The 17,733-nt window shown below is 49.6% G+C and carries 16 protein-coding genes; 6 read left to right on the top strand and 10 right to left on the bottom strand.

Annotated elements, in window-relative coordinates; all coding sequences use genetic code 11:
- Positions 1-244, top strand: a 244-nt coding sequence (locus OXG10_02390; GenBank protein ID MCY3826217.1) for an Asd/ArgC dimerization domain-containing protein, incomplete at its 5' end; no start/stop codon positions are given.
- Between the two features lie 41 nt (positions 245-285).
- Here the strand turns inward: OXG10_02390 and OXG10_02395 are convergent.
- The 3 genes from OXG10_02395 to cofE form a co-directional block, all read right to left on the bottom strand.
- Complete coding sequence (locus OXG10_02395) at positions 286-1,452, bottom strand: cysteine desulfurase family protein (protein ID MCY3826218.1); 1,167 nt, start codon at positions 1,450-1,452, stop codon at positions 286-288.
- Positions 1,453-1,609: 157 nt separating this feature from the next.
- Positions 1,610-2,293 carry a glycerophosphodiester phosphodiesterase family protein gene (locus OXG10_02400; protein MCY3826219.1) on the bottom strand — a complete coding sequence of 228 codons (684 nt, stop codon included), beginning with the start codon at positions 2,291-2,293 and terminating at the stop codon, positions 1,610-1,612.
- 14 nt (positions 2,294-2,307) lie between these two features.
- Positions 2,308-3,084: a coenzyme F420-0:L-glutamate ligase gene (gene cofE / locus OXG10_02405; protein MCY3826220.1), complete on the bottom strand. Its 777-nt coding sequence runs from the start codon at positions 3,082-3,084 to the stop codon at positions 2,308-2,310.
- A 92-nt stretch (positions 3,085-3,176) separates the two neighbouring features.
- On the opposite strand from cofE, the gene OXG10_02410 reads away from it, so the two are divergent.
- Positions 3,177-3,569, top strand: coding sequence for a hypothetical protein (locus OXG10_02410; protein MCY3826221.1), 393 nt, complete (start codon positions 3,177-3,179; stop codon positions 3,567-3,569).
- Positions 3,570-3,598: 29 nt separating this feature from the next.
- Positions 3,599-4,762 carry a cysteine desulfurase family protein gene (locus OXG10_02415; GenBank protein MCY3826222.1) on the top strand — a complete coding sequence of 388 codons (1,164 nt, stop codon included), beginning with the start codon at positions 3,599-3,601 and terminating at the stop codon, positions 4,760-4,762.
- A gap of 27 nt (positions 4,763-4,789) precedes the next feature.
- On the opposite strand, the gene OXG10_02420 is transcribed toward OXG10_02415, so the two are convergent.
- Positions 4,790-5,929 carry an efflux RND transporter periplasmic adaptor subunit gene (locus OXG10_02420; protein MCY3826223.1) on the bottom strand — a complete coding sequence of 380 codons (1,140 nt, stop codon included), beginning with the start codon at positions 5,927-5,929 and terminating at the stop codon, positions 4,790-4,792.
- Positions 5,930-6,094: 165 nt separating this feature from the next.
- Between OXG10_02420 and OXG10_02425 the strand changes: the two genes are divergently transcribed.
- The gene (locus OXG10_02425) at positions 6,095-6,385 is read left to right on the top strand and encodes an HU family DNA-binding protein (protein MCY3826224.1); all 291 of its coding nucleotides are present in this window, start codon (positions 6,095-6,097) and stop codon (positions 6,383-6,385) included.
- Between the two features lie 19 nt (positions 6,386-6,404).
- On the opposite strand, the gene OXG10_02430 is transcribed toward OXG10_02425, so the two are convergent.
- Genes OXG10_02430 through OXG10_02455 form a run of 6 tightly spaced genes read right to left on the bottom strand, consistent with a single transcriptional unit; the run spans position 6,405 to position 15,694 of the window.
- Complete coding sequence (locus OXG10_02430) at positions 6,405-7,700, bottom strand: heterodisulfide reductase-related iron-sulfur binding cluster (protein MCY3826225.1); 1,296 nt, start codon at positions 7,698-7,700, stop codon at positions 6,405-6,407.
- Positions 7,690-8,484 carry a DUF3891 family protein gene (locus OXG10_02435; GenBank protein MCY3826226.1) on the bottom strand — a complete coding sequence of 265 codons (795 nt, stop codon included), beginning with the start codon at positions 8,482-8,484 and terminating at the stop codon, positions 7,690-7,692. The genes OXG10_02430 and OXG10_02435 overlap by 11 nt, the downstream gene beginning before the upstream one ends.
- Positions 8,485-8,495: 11 nt before the next feature.
- Complete coding sequence (locus OXG10_02440; protein MCY3826227.1) at positions 8,496-9,806, bottom strand: FAD-binding oxidoreductase; 1,311 nt, start codon at positions 9,804-9,806, stop codon at positions 8,496-8,498.
- Between the two features lie 51 nt (positions 9,807-9,857).
- A complete protein-coding gene (locus tag OXG10_02445) occupies positions 9,858-11,345 on the bottom strand; it encodes an FAD-binding protein (GenBank protein ID MCY3826228.1) in 1,488 nt (495 codons plus the stop codon).
- An 8-nt stretch (positions 11,346-11,353) separates the two neighbouring features.
- A complete protein-coding gene (locus tag OXG10_02450) occupies positions 11,354-13,096 on the bottom strand; it encodes an NERD domain-containing protein (GenBank protein MCY3826229.1) in 1,743 nt (580 codons plus the stop codon).
- Positions 13,097-15,694 carry a UvrD-helicase domain-containing protein gene (locus OXG10_02455; protein ID MCY3826230.1) on the bottom strand — a complete coding sequence of 866 codons (2,598 nt, stop codon included), beginning with the start codon at positions 15,692-15,694 and terminating at the stop codon, positions 13,097-13,099. It lies immediately after the preceding gene.
- A 141-nt stretch (positions 15,695-15,835) separates the two neighbouring features.
- Here OXG10_02455 and OXG10_02460 point away from each other — a divergent pair, with 141 nt between their 5' ends.
- Together OXG10_02460 and OXG10_02465 are read left to right on the top strand one after the other, a co-directional pair.
- Positions 15,836-16,453 (top strand): L-threonylcarbamoyladenylate synthase, encoded by a 618-nt coding sequence (locus OXG10_02460; GenBank protein MCY3826231.1) that lies wholly within the window; start codon positions 15,836-15,838, stop codon positions 16,451-16,453.
- Positions 16,446-17,657 carry a DUF1015 domain-containing protein gene (locus OXG10_02465; protein ID MCY3826232.1) on the top strand — a complete coding sequence of 404 codons (1,212 nt, stop codon included), beginning with the start codon at positions 16,446-16,448 and terminating at the stop codon, positions 17,655-17,657. The genes OXG10_02460 and OXG10_02465 overlap by 8 nt, the downstream gene beginning before the upstream one ends.
- The last annotated feature ends 76 nt before the right edge of the window (positions 17,658-17,733 follow it).

Here is a 17,733-nt window from a genome sequence, read left to right on the forward strand (position 1 = left end):
CTACGAGAACTCGCCCTTCGTGAGGATTCTTCCCGAGGGGACTTTTCCGAACACCTCCTGCGTCAGGGGTTCAAACTTCTGCGACATAGGTGTGAGGACGAACCCAGAGAAAAAAACCGCGGTAATAGTCTGCGCCATAGATAACCTGGTAAAGGGAGCCTCCGGCCAGGCGATACAGAACATGAACATCATGCTTGACCTTCCAGAGAGCCTGGGACTTGAGTCTGTTCCGCTTTATCCCTAATTTGTGCGGTAATACATGCTGCCCGCCGGCATGACATCCCGTCAGAAATCCTGAAGCGTCCTTATCCTCTCTACTATCGCGGGAAGAAGCTCGATCACCCTGTCGACTTCCTCCGAACGGGTAAAACGGCCGAAGCTGAACCTGACCGAGCAGAGCGCTTCCCGTTCTTCAAGCCCCATGGCGACCAACACGTGGGAAGGGTCAACGTTTCCCTCGGAGCATGCAGAACCAGTTGAAACCGCCACTCCGGCGGTATCGAGATTCATTACCACCGAATCACCCGGAGTCCCTGGAAAACCAACGTTAAGGGTGTTGGAGACTCTGGTGTCGGGATGTCCGTTCAGGTAAACATCCTCTATTTCCCGTGAAAGCTCCTCGAAAAGACGGTCGCGCAGCTTCCCCAGTCTTTCGTTTTCCGTCTCAAGCTCCCCGCGCAGAAGCTCGCACGCATAACCGAATCCGCAGACGGCCGCTACGTTCTCCGTTCCCGATCTCTTTCCCCTCTCCTGCCCCCCGCCGTGCACGAAAGGCTCGAGGGCAACCCCTTTTTTCAAGTAAAGAGCTCCCGACCCCTTGGGACCGCATATCTTGTGGGCGGAAAAAGACGCCATGTCCACCGGCAGATCGGCAAGATCGATCTCCATCTTTCCCAAGGCCTGAACCGCATCTGTGTGGAAAATCACCCCCCTCTCGCGGGCAACTTCCCCTATGTCTCGAATCGGACTTACAACTCCGGTCTCGTTATTCACGTACATGCAGGAAACAAGAATCGTGCGCTCGGTAATCGCTTCCCGGAACTGCTCGGGGAAGACCCGTCCGAAGGGATCCACGGGAAGATAGGTGACTTCGAAACCCCTGCGTTCAAGAAACCTGAACGCTTCAAGACACGAGGCGTGCTCGACCGCGGTCGTAACCAAGTGGTTTCCCCTGTCAGAAAGAGCGTAGGCCAAGCCTTTTATGGCGAAATTGTTGCTTTCACTGCCCCCGGAGGTAAAAACTATTTCTCCCGGCCTCGCCCCGAGATAACCTGATACCCTCTCGCGGGCGCGATCAACCGCCGCGCGCGCAACGCTTCCAAGAGAATGAATGCTGGAAGGATTCCCATAATTTCCGGCAAGATATGGGATCATCTCTTCCAAAACGCGCGGGTCAAGAGGCGTAGTCGCGTTATAGTCAAAATATATGGAATGTCCGTTATCAGGCGACATTTTCTCACCATCGCTTAAACAGCTTGCATAACAGCGAATAATAACCGATCGACCGCGTAAATCACTGTGACACAGGACAGCGGGAGTACTCCGGATTCGAGTTATTTCAGCGGGCTAACGTCTTGGGGACAAGATCAGGCGCACCGGCAAGCCAGCTTCAGATCAGGTCAGGCTTGTCGGTGATAATCCCGTTAATCCCGATACTGGCCAGCTTTTCGCCTCGTTTCGGATCGTTAACCGTCCAGCAGCACACGAAAAGACCTCTTCTTCGGGCTTCCGAAGCGAGGCGTCCCGTCATAAAACGGTGATTTGTAGCAACTACCCGACAGCCCAGAGAAAGAGCCTTCTTCACGCACCCGAAGCCGAAGACCGTAATAAGTCCCGTAGTAATGGAAGGATCAAGTTCCCTCACGGCACGAAGACAGTCCTCGCGGAAAGAAACCACCGCCGCATCTTTTATAAGACCATGAGCTTTTATAAGCGAGACCGTTTCTTCTTCCGTACCTTTTTCCTTAAGTTCGATCACAAGTCCGCAGCGCCCCCCGAAATTCTCAAAGACTTCCTCAAGAGTCGGTATCCGCTCCCCGAAACCGGCGTCAAGAGATCGAAGTTCAGAAAAGGTCTTCCCCGAAACGGCTCCCTTACCATCCGTGGTCCTGTCCACCGTCCGGTCGTGAATGACGACCAAGCGGCCGTCAAGACTCCTCCTCACGTCAAACTCTATCACCGCAGACCCCATGTCCAGGGCCCTGCGGAAAGAGCGAAGAGTATTTTCCGGTTCGTAATGACTCGCGCCGCGGTGAGAGATAAGGAGGAAATCTTTTTCGAAAAAACCTTTCATGGAATTTGGGGAGATTACCTGAACAGGTCATGGGCCGGATCTCTGATCAGTTCATCCGAACTTCCTTCCCCGCGGATGTACTCAACCCCCCGCGCTACCACAACGGGCAGAGCCGCGGTTTTCTCCATCAGCAAGCCCGCGGCACACGCCACCTGGTCCGCGGTCGCCATCTCGGTTGCCGTAAGCAGAAGACCTTTGCTATCGGTCTCTCCCCTGCGGTCAGAAAGTGGCCTCATGCCGCTACAGCCAATGGCGATGTCGGTGAGCCCTTCCCGCCAGGGACGTCCCACGGTATCGCTTATTATGACGGCCACGTACTTTCCGGTTTCCTGTTCTATATGTTTTCTTATAACCCCGGCGGAGCGATCGGAATCAAGCGGAAGAAGTGTGACATCCTCGCCCCCGGAAACATTTGACGCATCAACGCCGGCGTTTGCCAGCACAAGCCCTCCGATCGTTTCAACTATAAGTCTTCCCTTGCCGCTTTCTCTCTCGTCCATTTTTACGATTCTCTTGGTTTCCCCGAGAATCACCTCCACCAACCTCGGATCCTTTGAAACCTCCTCGGAGACCGTAACCGCGAAACCTGAAGGTTCCACCTGGGAGAGACTAACGACCCTGCCTTCGGCCTTTGAAACCACCTTCTGCGCAATTACAACTATATCCCCGTCGAGAAACGAAAATCCCTCACGGCCGGCGGCGTGCAGAATCATCTCCCCGAGGCTGTCCCCCTCCTCCACTTCCGGAATTCCCCTCAAGGGAACAAATCTTATTTCTCCAGTCTTCTCCATGCGGAAATTCTCCCGATGCCGCACCGGCGCGGCGTTTTGTATATACCTACTAAACCATCTACTATATATTACCGATATCAAGGGGGAGAGAAATGGAGAGATTCTATCTGGAAAGAGAGACTGACCTAGAACTTGAAAAGCAGTTCGAGGTATCCGACGTGGCAAGGGAATCAGGTCTCATGATCCGCATATTCGTAACCTCCTCGCTTAAAAAGGAAATGATGGAGCCCGATTCCGAGGCCTCGGCCCGCGGAGAGGATGAAAACACCAGGCTAAAGGAAATACTTTCCCCTCTCGTGTCGTCCATAAGGGCGACCAGAAAAACGAAGAGAACCAACGTGATCAATTTCACCGCTTCGGTTACCAAAGACGGAAAAGCCCGGGAATTTCAGGTTATTTCCTACCTGGGTCCGGTAACGAAAGACTCCGAGGAACCCTGCATAACCCTTCTCCTGCCCGAAGACCTCCCGGAAGAAACACCTTAGCCACAAAATCGTGTATTATTAGCTTTATAATGGGGTGTACAGAGGAAATTTCCGGCGAAATCTACCTTGACAACAACGCAACTACAAGACCACTTCCCGAAGTAACGGAGGCCATGCACGAAGCCATGGGCGAGGGGTTCGGCAATCCCTCAAGCGCCCATTCGGCTGGAGAGCGGGCGAGGCACCGCATGGACCTTGCCCGAAAACGGACCTCCGATCTTGTGGGATGCTCCCCCGAAGACCTCATATTCACAAGTTCCGGCACGGAATCAAACAACATGGTTTTTTATTCCTGCACCAGGAAAAAAGAGAAGCCGCACATTGTCACAACCCAAGTAGAGCACTCCTCGATAATGAAGATGTGCAATTTCCTCGAACTAAACGACGTCCACATCGAAATGCTCGAGGTGGACAGACATGGGATTCTTGACATCCGAAGACTCGAAAACGCGATCTCCGAGAAAACCGATCTAGTTTCCGTGCAGTGGGTTAACAACGAGACCGGAGTTATACAGGATATCGCGAGCATTTCCGAGGTCTGCAGGAAAAACGGAGTGCTTCTCCACACCGACGCGGCTCAAGCTGTAGGCAAGCTCGAGGTTGATCTTGCGAAGCTCCATGTGGATTTTCTCTCTTTCACCGCTCATAAAATCAGCGGTCCCCAGGGCGCCGCGGTTCTCTACGCAAAAGACAGGTTGCTTGTGAATCCTTTTCTTTTCGGAGGATTCCAGGAGGAAGGGTTTCGTCCCGGGACTGAAAACCTTCCGGGCATAGCAGGCTTTGGGACCGCCTGCGAGATAAGGCACACAAGGCTTGAGCAGGCCATAGGAAAGATGAAAGATCTTCGCGACCGGTTCGAGAGAATAATAATCGAGTCTATCCCGGACACCTCGGTTAACGGGGGCGGCGGGGAAAGAATATGCAACACCACCAATATCCATTTCGGCGGAACTGACGGAAGAAAACTGGTCTCCCTTCTTGACGAGGCGGGAATAAGGTGTTCCCAGAGTTCCGCGTGCACGAATTTCGACATTACGCCATCCTACGTTCTGACCGCCATGGGGCTGGATGAACAGCATGCGTATTCAAGCATAAGATTCAGCTTCTGCCCGGAAAACACCTTTGAGGAGATAGAAAGAGCGGCAGAGATAATCCGGGAAAAGTGCGAATTTCTCAGCAGTCAGCCCTGCTGAACCCGGGCACCCCGGGGAACCGGAAAATTAGTCGACAACCCTTACCGGCTGACCAGGAAGAAGGCCGAAGTTCCCCTCGGTTATGATTCTGGAATCTGGAGGAAGGGAATCAAAGGATATGTAGGCCGAGTTGTCGTCTATCCACGTGGGCGCCACTTTAGCCTTGAGAACTTCTCCGTTTTTTTCAACCAGCACAAAAGAGGAATTTTCTTTGTCGTCGGACAAGACAGCCGTCTTGGGAATTCTGACGACATTATCAAGCGTCTGCACCGGTATTTTTACGGAAACCATTTCCCCGGGCCACCATTTCACCGAGGGGTCGGATATGGCAATCTCGATATCGTAGGTGCCTGAGAAATCATCAGAACCCGGACTCACGCCGTCAACCTCGCCCGCGACGGTTTCCACCGTGCCGTCTCTTGTAAGTGATACCTCGAGAACATCTCCCCTGTTGACGCTTCTGGCAACGGACACGTCCACACCGGCTATGACTTTCCTGCCGCTTAGATTAACGACTTTGGCTACCACATCCCCGTTTCTTGTCTCCTGCCCGATGTCGGGAACGATTTCGACAACCTGGCCTTGGATAGGGGAGCGGATCTTCAGGTTTTCGTAATTCCACTTGGCCCTTTTGTAAGAAGCTTCAAGGGCCTTCACGCCGGCCGAGGCGGTTTCAAGCAGGTTTTGTGACGCCTCGGTCTCGTCCTCAGAGACTATTCCCTTCTCAAAAAGAGCCGCGTTCCTGCGGTATACCCTTTCAGCCTCGGCAAGCTTCCCCTTGGCGGACTCAAGATTGTACTTGGCCTCGTCAAGCCGTGTTTCCACGCGATAATCGTAGAGTTCGAGGATAATTCCATCCTTCTCGATTTCCTGACCTCGGCCAGAATCTATCCGCTTTACCCATCCCGAGACGGTCGTTCGGACCAGAACGGTCTGCTTGCCACGAACTCTTCCGAGAACTTCGGTGTAAACTGAACCCGGGGACGCAACAGGTGTCATCACTTTTATGGGCCTGTGGACGTTATCTTCAGAGTGACCCTGTGCACTCGATTCCCTTTCTTGAAGAAACCTCGCGTACAGGAGAAAAAGAACCAGGAGGAAACCAAGAGATATTAAAACCAGGGTCACCCAGTTCTTCATTTTTCTTTCCCTGAACCAAGATCTCATCTATTTTTCCACCCACAAAAGCTTCAATAAAAAAGGACATTCATAACAATATTGAGAATCTGGCGATTTAGCAACAACCGGCAAAATTAGGAATAACCGGTAAAACAGATTGACTTTTGGCCAGAATACCCCGATAGTTATTAAGAGATTTTAAGGAGGATTTTAGTGAACGGAAAACCTTTAACAAAATCCCAGCTTTCAAACAGCTTGGCAGAGAAGGCGGGAATAACCAAGGCGACAGCCAAAACCGTTATTGATGCTATGGCGTCAATTGCATGTGAAGAGGTAAAGGGAAAAGGAGAATTCACGATTCCTGGAATCGGCAAACTGGTTATCAGCAATCGTAGTGCCAGAATGGGGAGAAATCCCGCCACCGGTGAAGTAATCAGCATACCTGCAAGAAAGGTCCTGAAGTTCCGCGTGGCGAAAGCCTGCAAGGATTCCGTGCTAGGTTAAAACTGTCTCCGCGCTTTACCTAGCTGATGCTGCCTCTCAGCGACCAGTTGAGAATTTCTACTGGATGCACAATCTTGGTCTTGGAATCTAAACCGAGCAATCCCTTGCGGATCTGTATCATGCACCCGGGATTCCCGACGGCCAGATAGTCAGCACCGGTTTTTTCTATCTCTCTTATTTTCCCTGAGAGAAGTCTGGCGGACATCTCCGGTTGCACGATATTATATATCCCGGCGCTTCCGCAGCAGTGATCCGACCGTTGCATTTCGACGAGATCCAGTCCCGGGATGCTTCTTAGAAGTTCTCTTGGAGCAGACCGTATCCCTTGTCCGTGAACAATATGGCATGCGTCCTGATAAGTAATCCTTATATCAAGAGGGCGTAGCGACGCCCCTATTTCCACATCTGAAAGAAATTCCATGACATCCACGGTTTTCGCTGAGAGCTGCGCTGCGGCTTCGGAGTAGACCGGATCCCCATGCAGGATCTCGGCGTATTCCTTCATAGTGGAACCGCATCCGGCAGAATTAACGACTACGGCATCTACATTTAAGGTGGCGAAAAGCGCCACCAGTTTTCTTGCGAACTCCCTTCCTTCCTCAAGCCTTCCCGAATGAACAGAAAGGGCCCCGCAACATCCCTGATTCTTGGGAACAAAAACTTCGCAGCCACTTGCGCGAAGCACTTCGATCGTTGCCCTGTTTATTTCCGGGAAGAAGACCCCCTGAACGCACCCGCTCAGAAGGGCAACTTTCTTTTTTCTCTCTCCAATTGCCGGGTAAAAGGCCGAAAGAGTTTCCCCGAAAGCGGAGCTGACCTCGGGAAGCATATGAAACATGGAGGAAGCCGAGAGACTTATTCTGTCAAGAAGCCACGGCGGGAAAACCCTCTTCAGGCCAAGGGTTTTTACCAGGTAGACAAACGGCAGAAGAACCTTCAACCTTTGGGGATAGGGAAAGATTTTGAAGATAAAAGCCTTGAGAATTCTCTCCCCCAGGCCCCTTTTGAACCTCCTTTCAATCTGTCCCCTCGACATCTCTATCAGACTTCCATACTTAACTCCAGAGGGACACGCAGTCTCACAGGCAAGACATCCCAGACACAGATCAAGGTGTTTTACAAGTGACTCGCCCATCGGAATTCTTCCCTCCTCCGCGGCCTTTATCAGATGTATTCTTCCCCTGGGAGAATCGAGTTCGTTTCCGGTCTCAAGATAGGTGGGACAAGATGAAAGACAGAACCCGCAGTGAACGCAGTCCTGTATTATCTTCTTGCTCGGGCGATCTGTATGGTCAAAAGCAGTCTCAAGCGACATTGCGTCCCTCCGCTCCCGAAGAAATCGAAAAACCGAAAGTCTCGAGACCCGCGCTATGGAAAGCCTCTTTGAGTTCCTCTTGGGCGCCAAACGATTTTTTCCCAAGTTTTCTGCCGGATATATCAAAGTGAAGAGAGTCTTGAGAAAAAGGATTTGGGCAGATCGTATAGTTAAGCCCGTCCTCTGATGACAGCGCTATTTCCACCGTGTCTCCGAGGTAATTAATCGGAACGCCCGGAATAGTGACTGATCTTGATCCGTGGCAGAGGCCAAGCGATATTATGTCACCCACCTGAAGAAACCTGAGATTGGTCTGGATATCGGCAGGCAGGTATCCGTTCAGGCTCTCATCCCCGACCCTGATCTCGAGGCTTCGCCGCAGAAATTCCCTGATTTTCTCTCTAAGCGAAACGGCCGCCTTGTTGTTTGGGTTTCTGGATATGGTCCTTTCGTTAAGTTCGGAGAAGTGAAGCGCTATGAGCGCGCAGGCGTATGGATGCTCGCAGGCATGTTTTTCGAAACACTCAGACCATATCTCAAGCTGGCTCTCGGACCGCATTTCCATGAAACTTCTCGGGTAGCCGTTTTTCGGGTTAAGATCAGCCACGGAATCCGTTCCCTCCCACCCGCAGTCATGTTCCCTTATCGCAAGCATCACTTCGTCTCTGGGAGTGATAGTCTCGAAATCCTCATTGCCCCAGAAATCCATTATTCTTGAAGAAAGAAAAGCGTGGCTCGGCTGCGTTATGAGCGTCCACCCCTCATCGGATTCCCTTCTTATCATAATCCCTATCCTCAGTCTGCATCGAATATTTTTTCGCCGGGCAGAATGTTTCCCGGATCAAAACGCCGTTTTATGTTCTTCATAAGAAAAAGCGCCTCTCCGAAATCTCCCCATGCTTTTATCCTCTCCCTGAGTTCGCCGCGGACCCCCGAGAACATGATACGGCCCCCAAGCGAATCGGCAAGATTCTCAAGAGAATGCGCCGCTCTGACCGCCTCTTCACCCCCGCCGCTTACCGAAACAAGCGCAACCCCTCTGGCGGGTCTCGAAAGGCAGCGCACTGTGACCCCCGAGAGTGCCGGATTGCTCTCAATATCGGAGAGAATCTCGATTGAGGCAGTTACGGGGAGGGCGAGCTTCGAGGAAAAACTTGCCCCGGATGGAAACGGAAATTCCCTTGCCGAATCCCATAACTCCCGTGAATCCTGATCGTCCATCTCGATGAAGGAGGCAGAGTCACCAGAGGTTATCTCCCTCACCTGTTTTATCTGCTCGATCACCGCCTCTTCGAAGCTGTCGAATCTAAGCAGGACACTTCTTTTGGCCCCCGGTGCCGCCGCAAATTCCAAAGAGAGTCTCTCGTCAAGTATTTCAAAGCATGTGGGAACAACATCCGCAGCAAGTATCGCTCTGGCTGCCCGGGAACAGGGAACATGGCTGTCAAAACCCAGAACCAGGGTTCTTGAGAAGGGCTGGTGGGGATATAACCTGAAAGTCGCTTCCACCAATACACACAGGGTGCCAAGCGAACCTGCCATAAGCTTAGGAATATCATAACCCGCCACGTTTTTAACTACTTTCCCTCCCAAATTTATGATCTCGCCGTCAGCCCTCACGGCCCTGACTCCCAGGATAAGCTCTCTGCACGTGCCGTATCTGGTGCTCATTGGACCGCAAAGATTCGTCGACAAAAGCCCTCCCACAGTGGCTCCGGAGTTAAGACCGGGCGGGTCCACGGGAAAAAGCTGGTTTTCGCTCCCAACGGCATTCTGAAACTCCCTCACCTCCATCCCGCATTCGACCGTGGAAACCATGTCAGAGGGCTCGTGAAACAGAACCCTACCAAGACGCTTGAGTGAAAGCGCCGCGCCGACCGCGCCGACCGGGTTGCCGAGAAAAAGCTTGGTGCCCCCCGCAAAGGGAAAAACACGAATGCCCTTCTGCGAAGCAAACCCGAGGACCCGGGATATCTCCTCGATGTTTTCGGGATAGAGAATTACTTCGGGAGAGAAGCCGAATTCGGGAACGTCTGAACCCGTATCCCCGTAAATGGGAACACGGGAAGCTGAAACCATCTTAGAGAGTTCTGTTACGTGAGACATCCTTTTTTCAAACCAACGGACCGTTAAACCTTGAACACGGGCCCCGCTCTACTAGAAAAGCTCCCCCATTTCCTTTGCGGGAGCAGTTTCGGAACCTCGTTTTTGCATCCCGGGCTCAACGCACGTTCTAGGAGTCGGGAACACCTTGCCGGGATTGCAGAGCCCTTCTTCGTCAAAAGCGCACCGCACAAGATTCATCGTATCTATTTCCTGTTCACTGAACATAAGCGGAAGAAACCTCTTCTTATCAAAACCCACACCGTGTTCTCCCGTAATGCTGCCGCCGACATCAACGCATACCCTGAGAATTTCGCCGGAAAGTTCCTCGGCTTTCTCGGATTCCCCCTCAACTTCGGGATCATAAAGCACCAGCGGATGAAGATTTCCGTCTCCCGCGTGAAAGACATTGGCAACCCGAAGGCCGTACCGTCTGCCGAGATCCCCTATCTCTCCAAGCACCCTGGCCAAGCTGCTCCTGGGAATTACGCCGTCCTGAACATAGTATCCGGGACTTATTTTCCCCATGGCGGCAAACGCGCTCTTACGCCCCTTCCAGAAAAGCTGTCTCTCGCTTTCATCCGCCGCCAGCTTTATTTCAATCGCACCGTTTTCCCGAAGTATCCCGGTCACGGCAGGAACCTGTGCGCTAACCTCCGCCCCGGGGCCGTCAAGCTCCACGAGAAGAATGGCTCCCGCGTCCCTGGGGTATCCGGCGCCTACCGTGGTCTCCACGGCGTTTATGCTGAGATTGTCCATGATTTCCATTCCCGCGGGAATAACCCCGGAAGAAATGATCGCGGAGACCGACGCCCCGGCGTCCTCGATTCTCTCAAACGAAGCAAAAAGAGTTTTAACCATCTGAGGTTTTTTTATTATTCTCAAAAAGACCTTGGTCACTATGCCCAAAAGCCCCTCGCTTCCGACCACAAGCGAAAGAAGGTCATATCCGAGACTCTCCGGGGTAGGACCCCCTAGCGTGACCACCGCTCCGTCGGGCAGAACCATCTCCACTCCGAGCACATGGTTGGTCGTGACTCCATACTTAAGACAATGAACTCCGCCTGAATTCTCCGCGACATTGCCCCCTATTGTGCACACGATCTGGCTTGAAGGATCGGGGGCGTAGTAAAATCCCTCGGCACTCACGGCATCGGTTACGGAAATATTTACCACTCCGGGCTCGACCACGACAACGCGGTTCGGGATATCCACATGAAGAATCCTGTTCATTCTTGAAAGTGATATCACTATTCCCTCGCGACTGGGAAGAGCGCCGCCGGATAGGCCGGTTCCCGCCCCTCTCGGAACAAAAGGAATCTTCTCGCGATTGCAGAGTTTCACAACCAGGGAGACTTCCTCCACATTTGAGGGAAGAACAACGAAAAGAGGTGTTACCCTGTATCCCGTGAGCCCGTCGCTTTCATAAACGATCAGCTCATCCTTGGCTGATATAACCGCCCCGGCGCCCAGGATTTCCACAAGTTCCGAGGCGATACGGGATTTCCATCCGTCGGTTCTTTTTACAGCTTGCGAGTCCATCGTTAAAATCAAGAGGGTAAGTTTCCCTTAACAATATCCTTAGCATCCTGCTTTATCATAAGGATGAGCAGGTCTTTTGCCCTAGACATCGACACGTAAAGAAGAGATTCCCAATTATCTCCTAGCAATCCTTCCGCCTCTACCACAACAATTACAACCGGACTTTCAAGCCCCTTGAAAGAATGTATTGTGGAAAATTTTACGATCTCTTTCTTCCAGAGGACATCCAATTCCTTGGAGCAATCTTCAACAGGAAATCCTGATATTCTTTTCTCGCAGGATAGAACCGATTTCTCTAAGCTGAGCGAAGAAAGAAGTACTATTCCCTCTAGGGAGATTTCGTCTTGAAGAAGGGAACTGATCTCTCCGCCGAGTTTATTGACGAAATCCGCTGAGTCTTTCCAGTACCTGCGCTTGACAGGAGGACCCTGCTCTCTAACAAATCTGGATGGAGGATTTTCAAACCCTGAAAGACGATAGACTTCTTCTGCTATGTTTCTAGTGTTTCTGCAGTTGACCGTTAGGTCGAATCTAGGGATGTCTTGAACGCCGCAAAATTTTTTCAGTGCATCAATGGGGTCTTCCGTTTTGTCGTAGATAGTCTGGCGAGAAAAATCGCCGAAAATTGCCCAGTGACCACCGGAAAATCTTCCCTGTATGGCAAGATCAAGAGCGTTCAGTTTTGTTTCCTGACACAGGTCCTGTGCCTCATCCATGACCAGCAGATCAAACTGCGGACCGAGTTCTTCAAGAGCAAGCTCCGCATAGAACGGATAATCTTGATCGTATAATTCTTCTTCTTGTTTTTCATCACCTACCTTCTTTTGTTTCTTTTCGTTGAAATCTCTCTCGTATTCGGTTCCCCTTATAAAATTCTCCATAATGCCGTGGAATGTGCCTGCCATAATATCGGTATCTTTTGTTTCTTCCCTGAGCCATTGACCGAGAAGCCGATTGTAACAAACTAGAAGAACTTTCTTCCCTTCACGGCACGCACGTCGGGAAAATTCCAAAGCAAGCAGAGTCTTTCCAGTTCCTGCAGCTCCTTCAAACAGACAACGCGGATTTTTTTTAACTTGGTCAAGTCTTTCATACTGTTCTTCCGTGAGAATTTGCAACGCTTTCTCGGAATTCCTGATCCAAACATCCTTTCTCGGTACACGATCAAAATTCGGGCTCAAGAATCTGATTATCTCTTTGGTCTCCGCTCCGGCAGGCGCAGGTTTCTTCAGCTTCTTCCTGCTAATCCGCACCGCTTTCTTTATGGATGAAGATATATGCGGCATGTCGTCACGATCAATGACCTCCCAACGCTCAAATTCGAGAGTAACTGGTGGACACTCTACGTAAGGGAAAACTACCATGCGTCCGATTGGCGGACATTTTCCCTTTCGAGAATCTTCAAAATGTCTTTTCGCCTTCTCTAGCAACGCATTAGTCGATTCCTTGGCCTGCTTGAAAGGACTTCGTCTAAGCGGTTGTTCGTTGCCATGGCAGTCCTCCCTCCACCACTTTCCACCTCTGTGGAAAATCCCCCAACCCTTAACTTCAAGACAGAGTACTCCTTCTCCTGGGATAACTACTACGAAATCTATTTCACCGTACGGTTTTCCCACTCCTCTGTTGGCCAACTCAATTGAGTGGAGAACCGTCCATCCCTTCGTATCAGGGTCATTCTTGAGCTTGTCAAAAACTTCGCGCTCAGAACTGTTGGTATCATCGACAATACTTGGAGGAATCATCTTAGCCATTTATTTTGCTCCTTCCTTTTGCACAAGCGAATTTGCCAACTTGGAAAATTCTTCAAATGAATTGAAATGAAGAGGGGTTTGTCCATTATTGTTTTTAACCTCTGCATTAGCTCCGTTTTCAATCAGAAAAGATGCCAGTTCCATATTTCCTAAAGATAAAGCGTCGTGAAGAGGAGTGTCGCCGTCTTCATCCTTAGAGTTTATGTCAGCCCCCCGTTCAACCAGAAGGGATACTATTTCCATTTTTGCTGCGCGCGAAGCCAAGTGGATTGAAGTATCGCCATTTTTATTCTTAGCGTTTAGGCGGGCTCCTTTGTCAATTAGAAGCGACACTATCTCTACTGTTCCTTCAAGTGAAGCTAGGTGAAGAGGAGTGTTGCCATCTTTATCTCGGGTGTTTACATCAGCACTTTTCTCAATAAGGGAAGACACCTGTTCCGCATCTCCCACCAGTAAACAGTCATGAAGAGCGGTACTATTTTTATTCTCAGTATAAGTGCTTTCAGTATTTATGTCCCTGATTTCTTCCTCAACATCCTCCCGTAAAAACGGAAAATCCGAAGCGGAATAAAAAACCGCAACTATGCACATTCCCCTGAAATCAGGGAAAACAGCCTCAATCCTCTCGCCCTGTACACTCTTTACTGTTCCTTCGCCGAAAAACTCGTGCCTGACCCCGTGACCGCAGGCAAGTTCCGCTACCGTGAATTCTCTTCTCTGTATTTTTTCAGATGAAGAAAACCTTTTATCAGCAAACCCTCCACTCCTGATGTAAACAGCTCGCTTGGAAGAAATATCATTAACAAAAACCGAAGGGGAATGGCAACTTATGCACAGTATTTTCTCCGCCCTAGTCACCGCAACATAAAAAAGCCTTCTCTCCTCCTCAAGCCCCTCAGGAGATGATGCTGATCTATGGTCTGGAAACCGTCCGTCGTTCACTCCGACTACAAATACTATCGGAAACTCAAGCCCTTTTGCCGCATGAACCGTCATTAGAGAAACTTTCTCTCCTTCAGCTTTCACATTATCTTCATCTGTCGATAGAGAAAGACTATCAATAAAATCTAGAGTAGATGATTCCCCATGCTCATTAGCAACTTTTAAAAGCTCTTTTACATTTTCGACCCTGTCTTCCTGTTTTCCAAGATAGTTCAAGTAGTTGGTCATATGCAACAGTTTGTTTATGACTTGCGAAGCGGATTTTTTCTGAGCTTCCAACCGGAGAGTATTTATAATGTCCGCAAATTTCGCCAGTTTTTCACGCACGCTTGGCGGCAACTTACATTTTTCAGTTGCACTCAGAGGATCTAGGTCCAAATCTTCCGATGCCTTCCGGACTCTCTCTACAGCAATATTTGCTATTCCTCTGGGTGGAATGTTTATTATCCTCTCGAAACTCTTTTGGTCCTTGGGATTCAGTATCAGCCGAAGATAAGCGAGTATGTCCATTATTTCTTCTCTTCGATAAAAAGCTTTCCCTTTTTTCACCACATACTGAATTTTTCTCCGATTTAGCGCATCCTCAATTGCTCTTGACTGAAAATTCGCTCTGTAGAAAACTGCAATATCTTTAAATGAGAAACCTCTTGTGTTCGTAAATTCCGAAATCATATTCGCGACAAAACTCGCTTCTTCCTCACCATCTTCTCCAAAAAAGAGCACTAACCTATCGCCAGAAGGATTAGAGGTGCGCAAGTTTTTTTCTCTCCTCTGGGAATTTTCTCTTATGATTTCGGTTGCTATTGTTAGAATCGTCTCCGTGGAACGGTAGTTGCATTTGAGGCTAATAAGCTCTTGGCATTTGAAGTCTCTTTCAAAATTCAGGATATTTTTCGCGTCAACTCCCCTCCATCGGTAAATTGACTGATCGTCATCACCCACGACGAAAAGATTTTTGTGACAGTCTGAAAGAAGTTTTATAAACTTGTTCTGAGGAATATTCGCATCCTGATATTCATCAACAAGCACATAAGAAAACCTGCTTTGGTATCTTGAGAGGATTTCTTTATTCTCAGACAAAAGCTTGTTCGCAAGAAGAAGCAGGTCGTTAAACGTCATGAAATTGGCTTTCGCCAGTTCTTTTTTGTAATTGTCATACAAAATCTTTAATTCTTTGGTTTCAAAGGAAATTTCGTCTCTACTTTCAGCTTTATCAAACTCTGGAAGAAGATCTTCTGCATTAAATGTCCTTCTACCAAAATCAAGCTTTTTTATACACTTCCTTATAAAACTCTTCTGCTCTTCACTCTCGGACAAAATAAGAAAATCCTTTTTATAGTTTATAAGGGATCTGGTTTCTCTCCTTAGAATCCTAAGGCAGATTGAGTGAAAAGTCCCTATCCAAGCTTTTTTCGCTTCTTCACCCGTAAGTTTCTCTACCCTTTTTTTCATTTCTTCGGCAGCTTTTCGAGTAAAAGTTACAGCTAGTATTCCCTGCGGAGGAATTCTTCTGTTTTTTATCAGGTGTGATATCCGGTGCGTTATAACTCTGGTTTTACCAGTGCCCGGTCCCGCAAGTACAAGCATGGGACCTTCGCCGTGGCTTACAGCCTTCAGTTGTTCAGGATCAAGTTTTTTGACTAATTCCTCTTCCATTATGTACTCGCCACTGCTTACCCTAATACCAACATATCTTGGTCGCTCGCAACCATTGATTCAAGAGATTTGATTTTGTCACGATTGCAATCACTCAGAATATTATTTAATAGTATATCGGAACCCGGGGAACGCGAAAAATTGACTGAAACCATCAAAGAAACCGATCCGCTCGTATTTGACAAGCTATCCGAATGCCTTACGGGCGGAGGGGTGATCGTATACCCGACCGAAACTCTCTACGGGATCGGCTGTCTTGCGTTTGATCGGGAGGCCTGCCGGAGAATAGTAAGGATAAAACAAAGATCCGGAGGCAAGGGCCTTATAGTCCTCGTAAGTGATGAGGAGATGCTTGATCGTCACTTCCATGTTCCCGGCGACCTGCTCGAAAGATACTCCCGGAGCCAAAAACCCCTAACGCTCATACTGCATCCGAAATCCGTTTTCCCCCAAGAGGTGTCGGGAGGAAGAGACTCGGTCGCGGCAAGAATCTCCACTTCCCCTTTCGCAAAAGAGATCCTTCGTCGCGTGGGAGAACCCATAACCTCTACGAGCGCGAACATAAGCGGCAGGGGCAACTCAAACCGGCTTGCTGATATCCGCAGGGATTTTCCGAGCGGGATTGATGTTATCGTTGATTCTGGTAACCTTCCACCCTCAATGGGTTCAGCGATAGTGAACCTGACGACCGCGTCACCCGAGATTATCAGAGAGGGCGATCTTTCCGTAGCTGAAATAGAGAAGATTCTTCATGGCTGAGATAGAACCCCTAAGAGGTATAAGATACAGCAAGGAAGCGGTCGAGGACTTCTCGAAAGTCATCGCTCCTCCCTATGACGTAATAAGCCCGCAGCAACGCGAGGAACTCTTCGCCAAAAGTCCTTTTAACGCCGTGAGAATTGAACTGCCCGAAGGAGAAGGCAAGCAGCGTTATCAAAATGCGAATGAAATCTATTCGAAGTGGCTTCGCGACAAGGTGCTCATAAGGGATGACGAGCCTTCAATCTACCCTTACTACCAGGATTTCGAGTTCGAAGGGCAACGCTACACAAGAAAAGGGTTCATAGCGAACCTAAAAGTTGAGGATTTCGACAAGAGAATCGTTCTGCCGCATGAACAGATTTTCAGGAAACACAAGGAAGACCGGTTGGCGCTCACAGTCGCATGCAACTCCAACCTGAGCCAGATATTCTGCGTCTATCCCGACGCCTCGGGAGAGGTCGAGGAAGATGTAGATAAAAATATAGGAGAACCGCTTGTGGACGTCATCTTTGAGGAAGGAATAAGAAATACTCTCTGGAAGATATCCGACCCGAAAATCATAGAACGCGTAAAAAGCCGCCTCGCGGACAAATCCATTCTGATCGCAGACGGTCACCACCGTTACGAAACCTCGATAAACTTCAGAGACCTGAAGAGAAGAGAAACGGGGGGAAATTCAGGACAGATGCCCTGGGACTACGTAATGACCTATCTCTCGCGCGGAGAAGGCCAGGGACTTATAATTAACCCCACTCACAGGATAGCAAGAAAAGTCGAAGATAACCTGATTGACAATCTGCGGGAAGATTTCGAAGTCGAGAGAATTGCGCTTGAGCGCTCGCTTGATCTTGGCCCGGATCAGATATCCGTTGTAACCAAGAATCCCGAGAGAACCTTCAGGCTTACTCCCAAGACGGCGCGCGAAAAAGACTATGAGAACCTCGCCGTGATAATTCTTCACAGCCAAGTGTTCGGAGCACTGATAGAAGAAGACAAGGCGGGTGTACGATACTCCAAGTTCCCAGAAGAAGTATTCGAGAGCGTGCACAACGGGGAATTTGAGGCCGGATTTCTTCTTCCCAAGTTAAAATCGGAGGACATATTCAAAGTGGTTCTCGACGGAACCAAGATGCCTCACAAGACCACCTACTTTTATCCGAAAATTCTCTCCGGATTAATATTCAACCCTCTCTGGCGTTAAGCAGGCAAAAAAAAGAGGAGGGATAACCGTTAAGGTCTCCCTCCTCTTTCTTACTCATCAAGAACCGAGTGTCTTC

The sequence above is a fragment of the Candidatus Dadabacteria bacterium genome (assembly GCA_026706695.1).
GTDB lineage: Bacteria > Desulfobacterota_D > UBA1144 > Nemesobacterales > Nemesobacteraceae > Nemesobacter.

What these genes read in the sequence shown, in the direction of transcription:
- OXG10_02415 (MCY3826222.1), top strand. Translation starts at nt 3,599, where the DNA reads ATGGGGTGTACAGAGGAAATTTCCGGCGAAATCTACCTTGACAACAAC.
- OXG10_02440 (MCY3826227.1), bottom strand. Translation starts at nt 9,806, where the DNA reads ATGTCTCACGTAACAGAACTCTCTAAGATGGTTTCAGCTTCCCGTGTT.
- OXG10_02420 (MCY3826223.1), bottom strand. Translation starts at nt 5,929, where the DNA reads ATGAGATCTTGGTTCAGGGAAAGAAAAATGAAGAACTGGGTGACCCTG.
- cofE (MCY3826220.1), bottom strand. Translation starts at nt 3,084, where the DNA reads ATGGAGAAGACTGGAGAAATAAGATTTGTTCCCTTGAGGGGAATTCCG.
- OXG10_02465 (MCY3826232.1), top strand. Translation starts at nt 16,446, where the DNA reads ATGGCTGAGATAGAACCCCTAAGAGGTATAAGATACAGCAAGGAAGCG.
- OXG10_02455 (MCY3826230.1), bottom strand. Translation starts at nt 15,694, where the DNA reads ATGGAAGAGGAATTAGTCAAAAAACTTGATCCTGAACAACTGAAGGCT.
- OXG10_02400 (MCY3826219.1), bottom strand. Translation starts at nt 2,293, where the DNA reads ATGAAAGGTTTTTTCGAAAAAGATTTCCTCCTTATCTCTCACCGCGGC.
- OXG10_02450 (MCY3826229.1), bottom strand. Translation starts at nt 13,096, where the DNA reads ATGGCTAAGATGATTCCTCCAAGTATTGTCGATGATACCAACAGTTCT.
- OXG10_02430 (MCY3826225.1), bottom strand. Translation starts at nt 7,700, where the DNA reads ATGTCGCTTGAGACTGCTTTTGACCATACAGATCGCCCGAGCAAGAAG.
- OXG10_02445 (MCY3826228.1), bottom strand. Translation starts at nt 11,345, where the DNA reads ATGGACTCGCAAGCTGTAAAAAGAACCGACGGATGGAAATCCCGTATC.
- OXG10_02410 (MCY3826221.1), top strand. Translation starts at nt 3,177, where the DNA reads ATGGAGAGATTCTATCTGGAAAGAGAGACTGACCTAGAACTTGAAAAG.
- OXG10_02435 (MCY3826226.1), bottom strand. Translation starts at nt 8,484, where the DNA reads ATGATAAGAAGGGAATCCGATGAGGGGTGGACGCTCATAACGCAGCCG.
- OXG10_02395 (MCY3826218.1), bottom strand. Translation starts at nt 1,452, where the DNA reads ATGTCGCCTGATAACGGACATTCCATATATTTTGACTATAACGCGACT.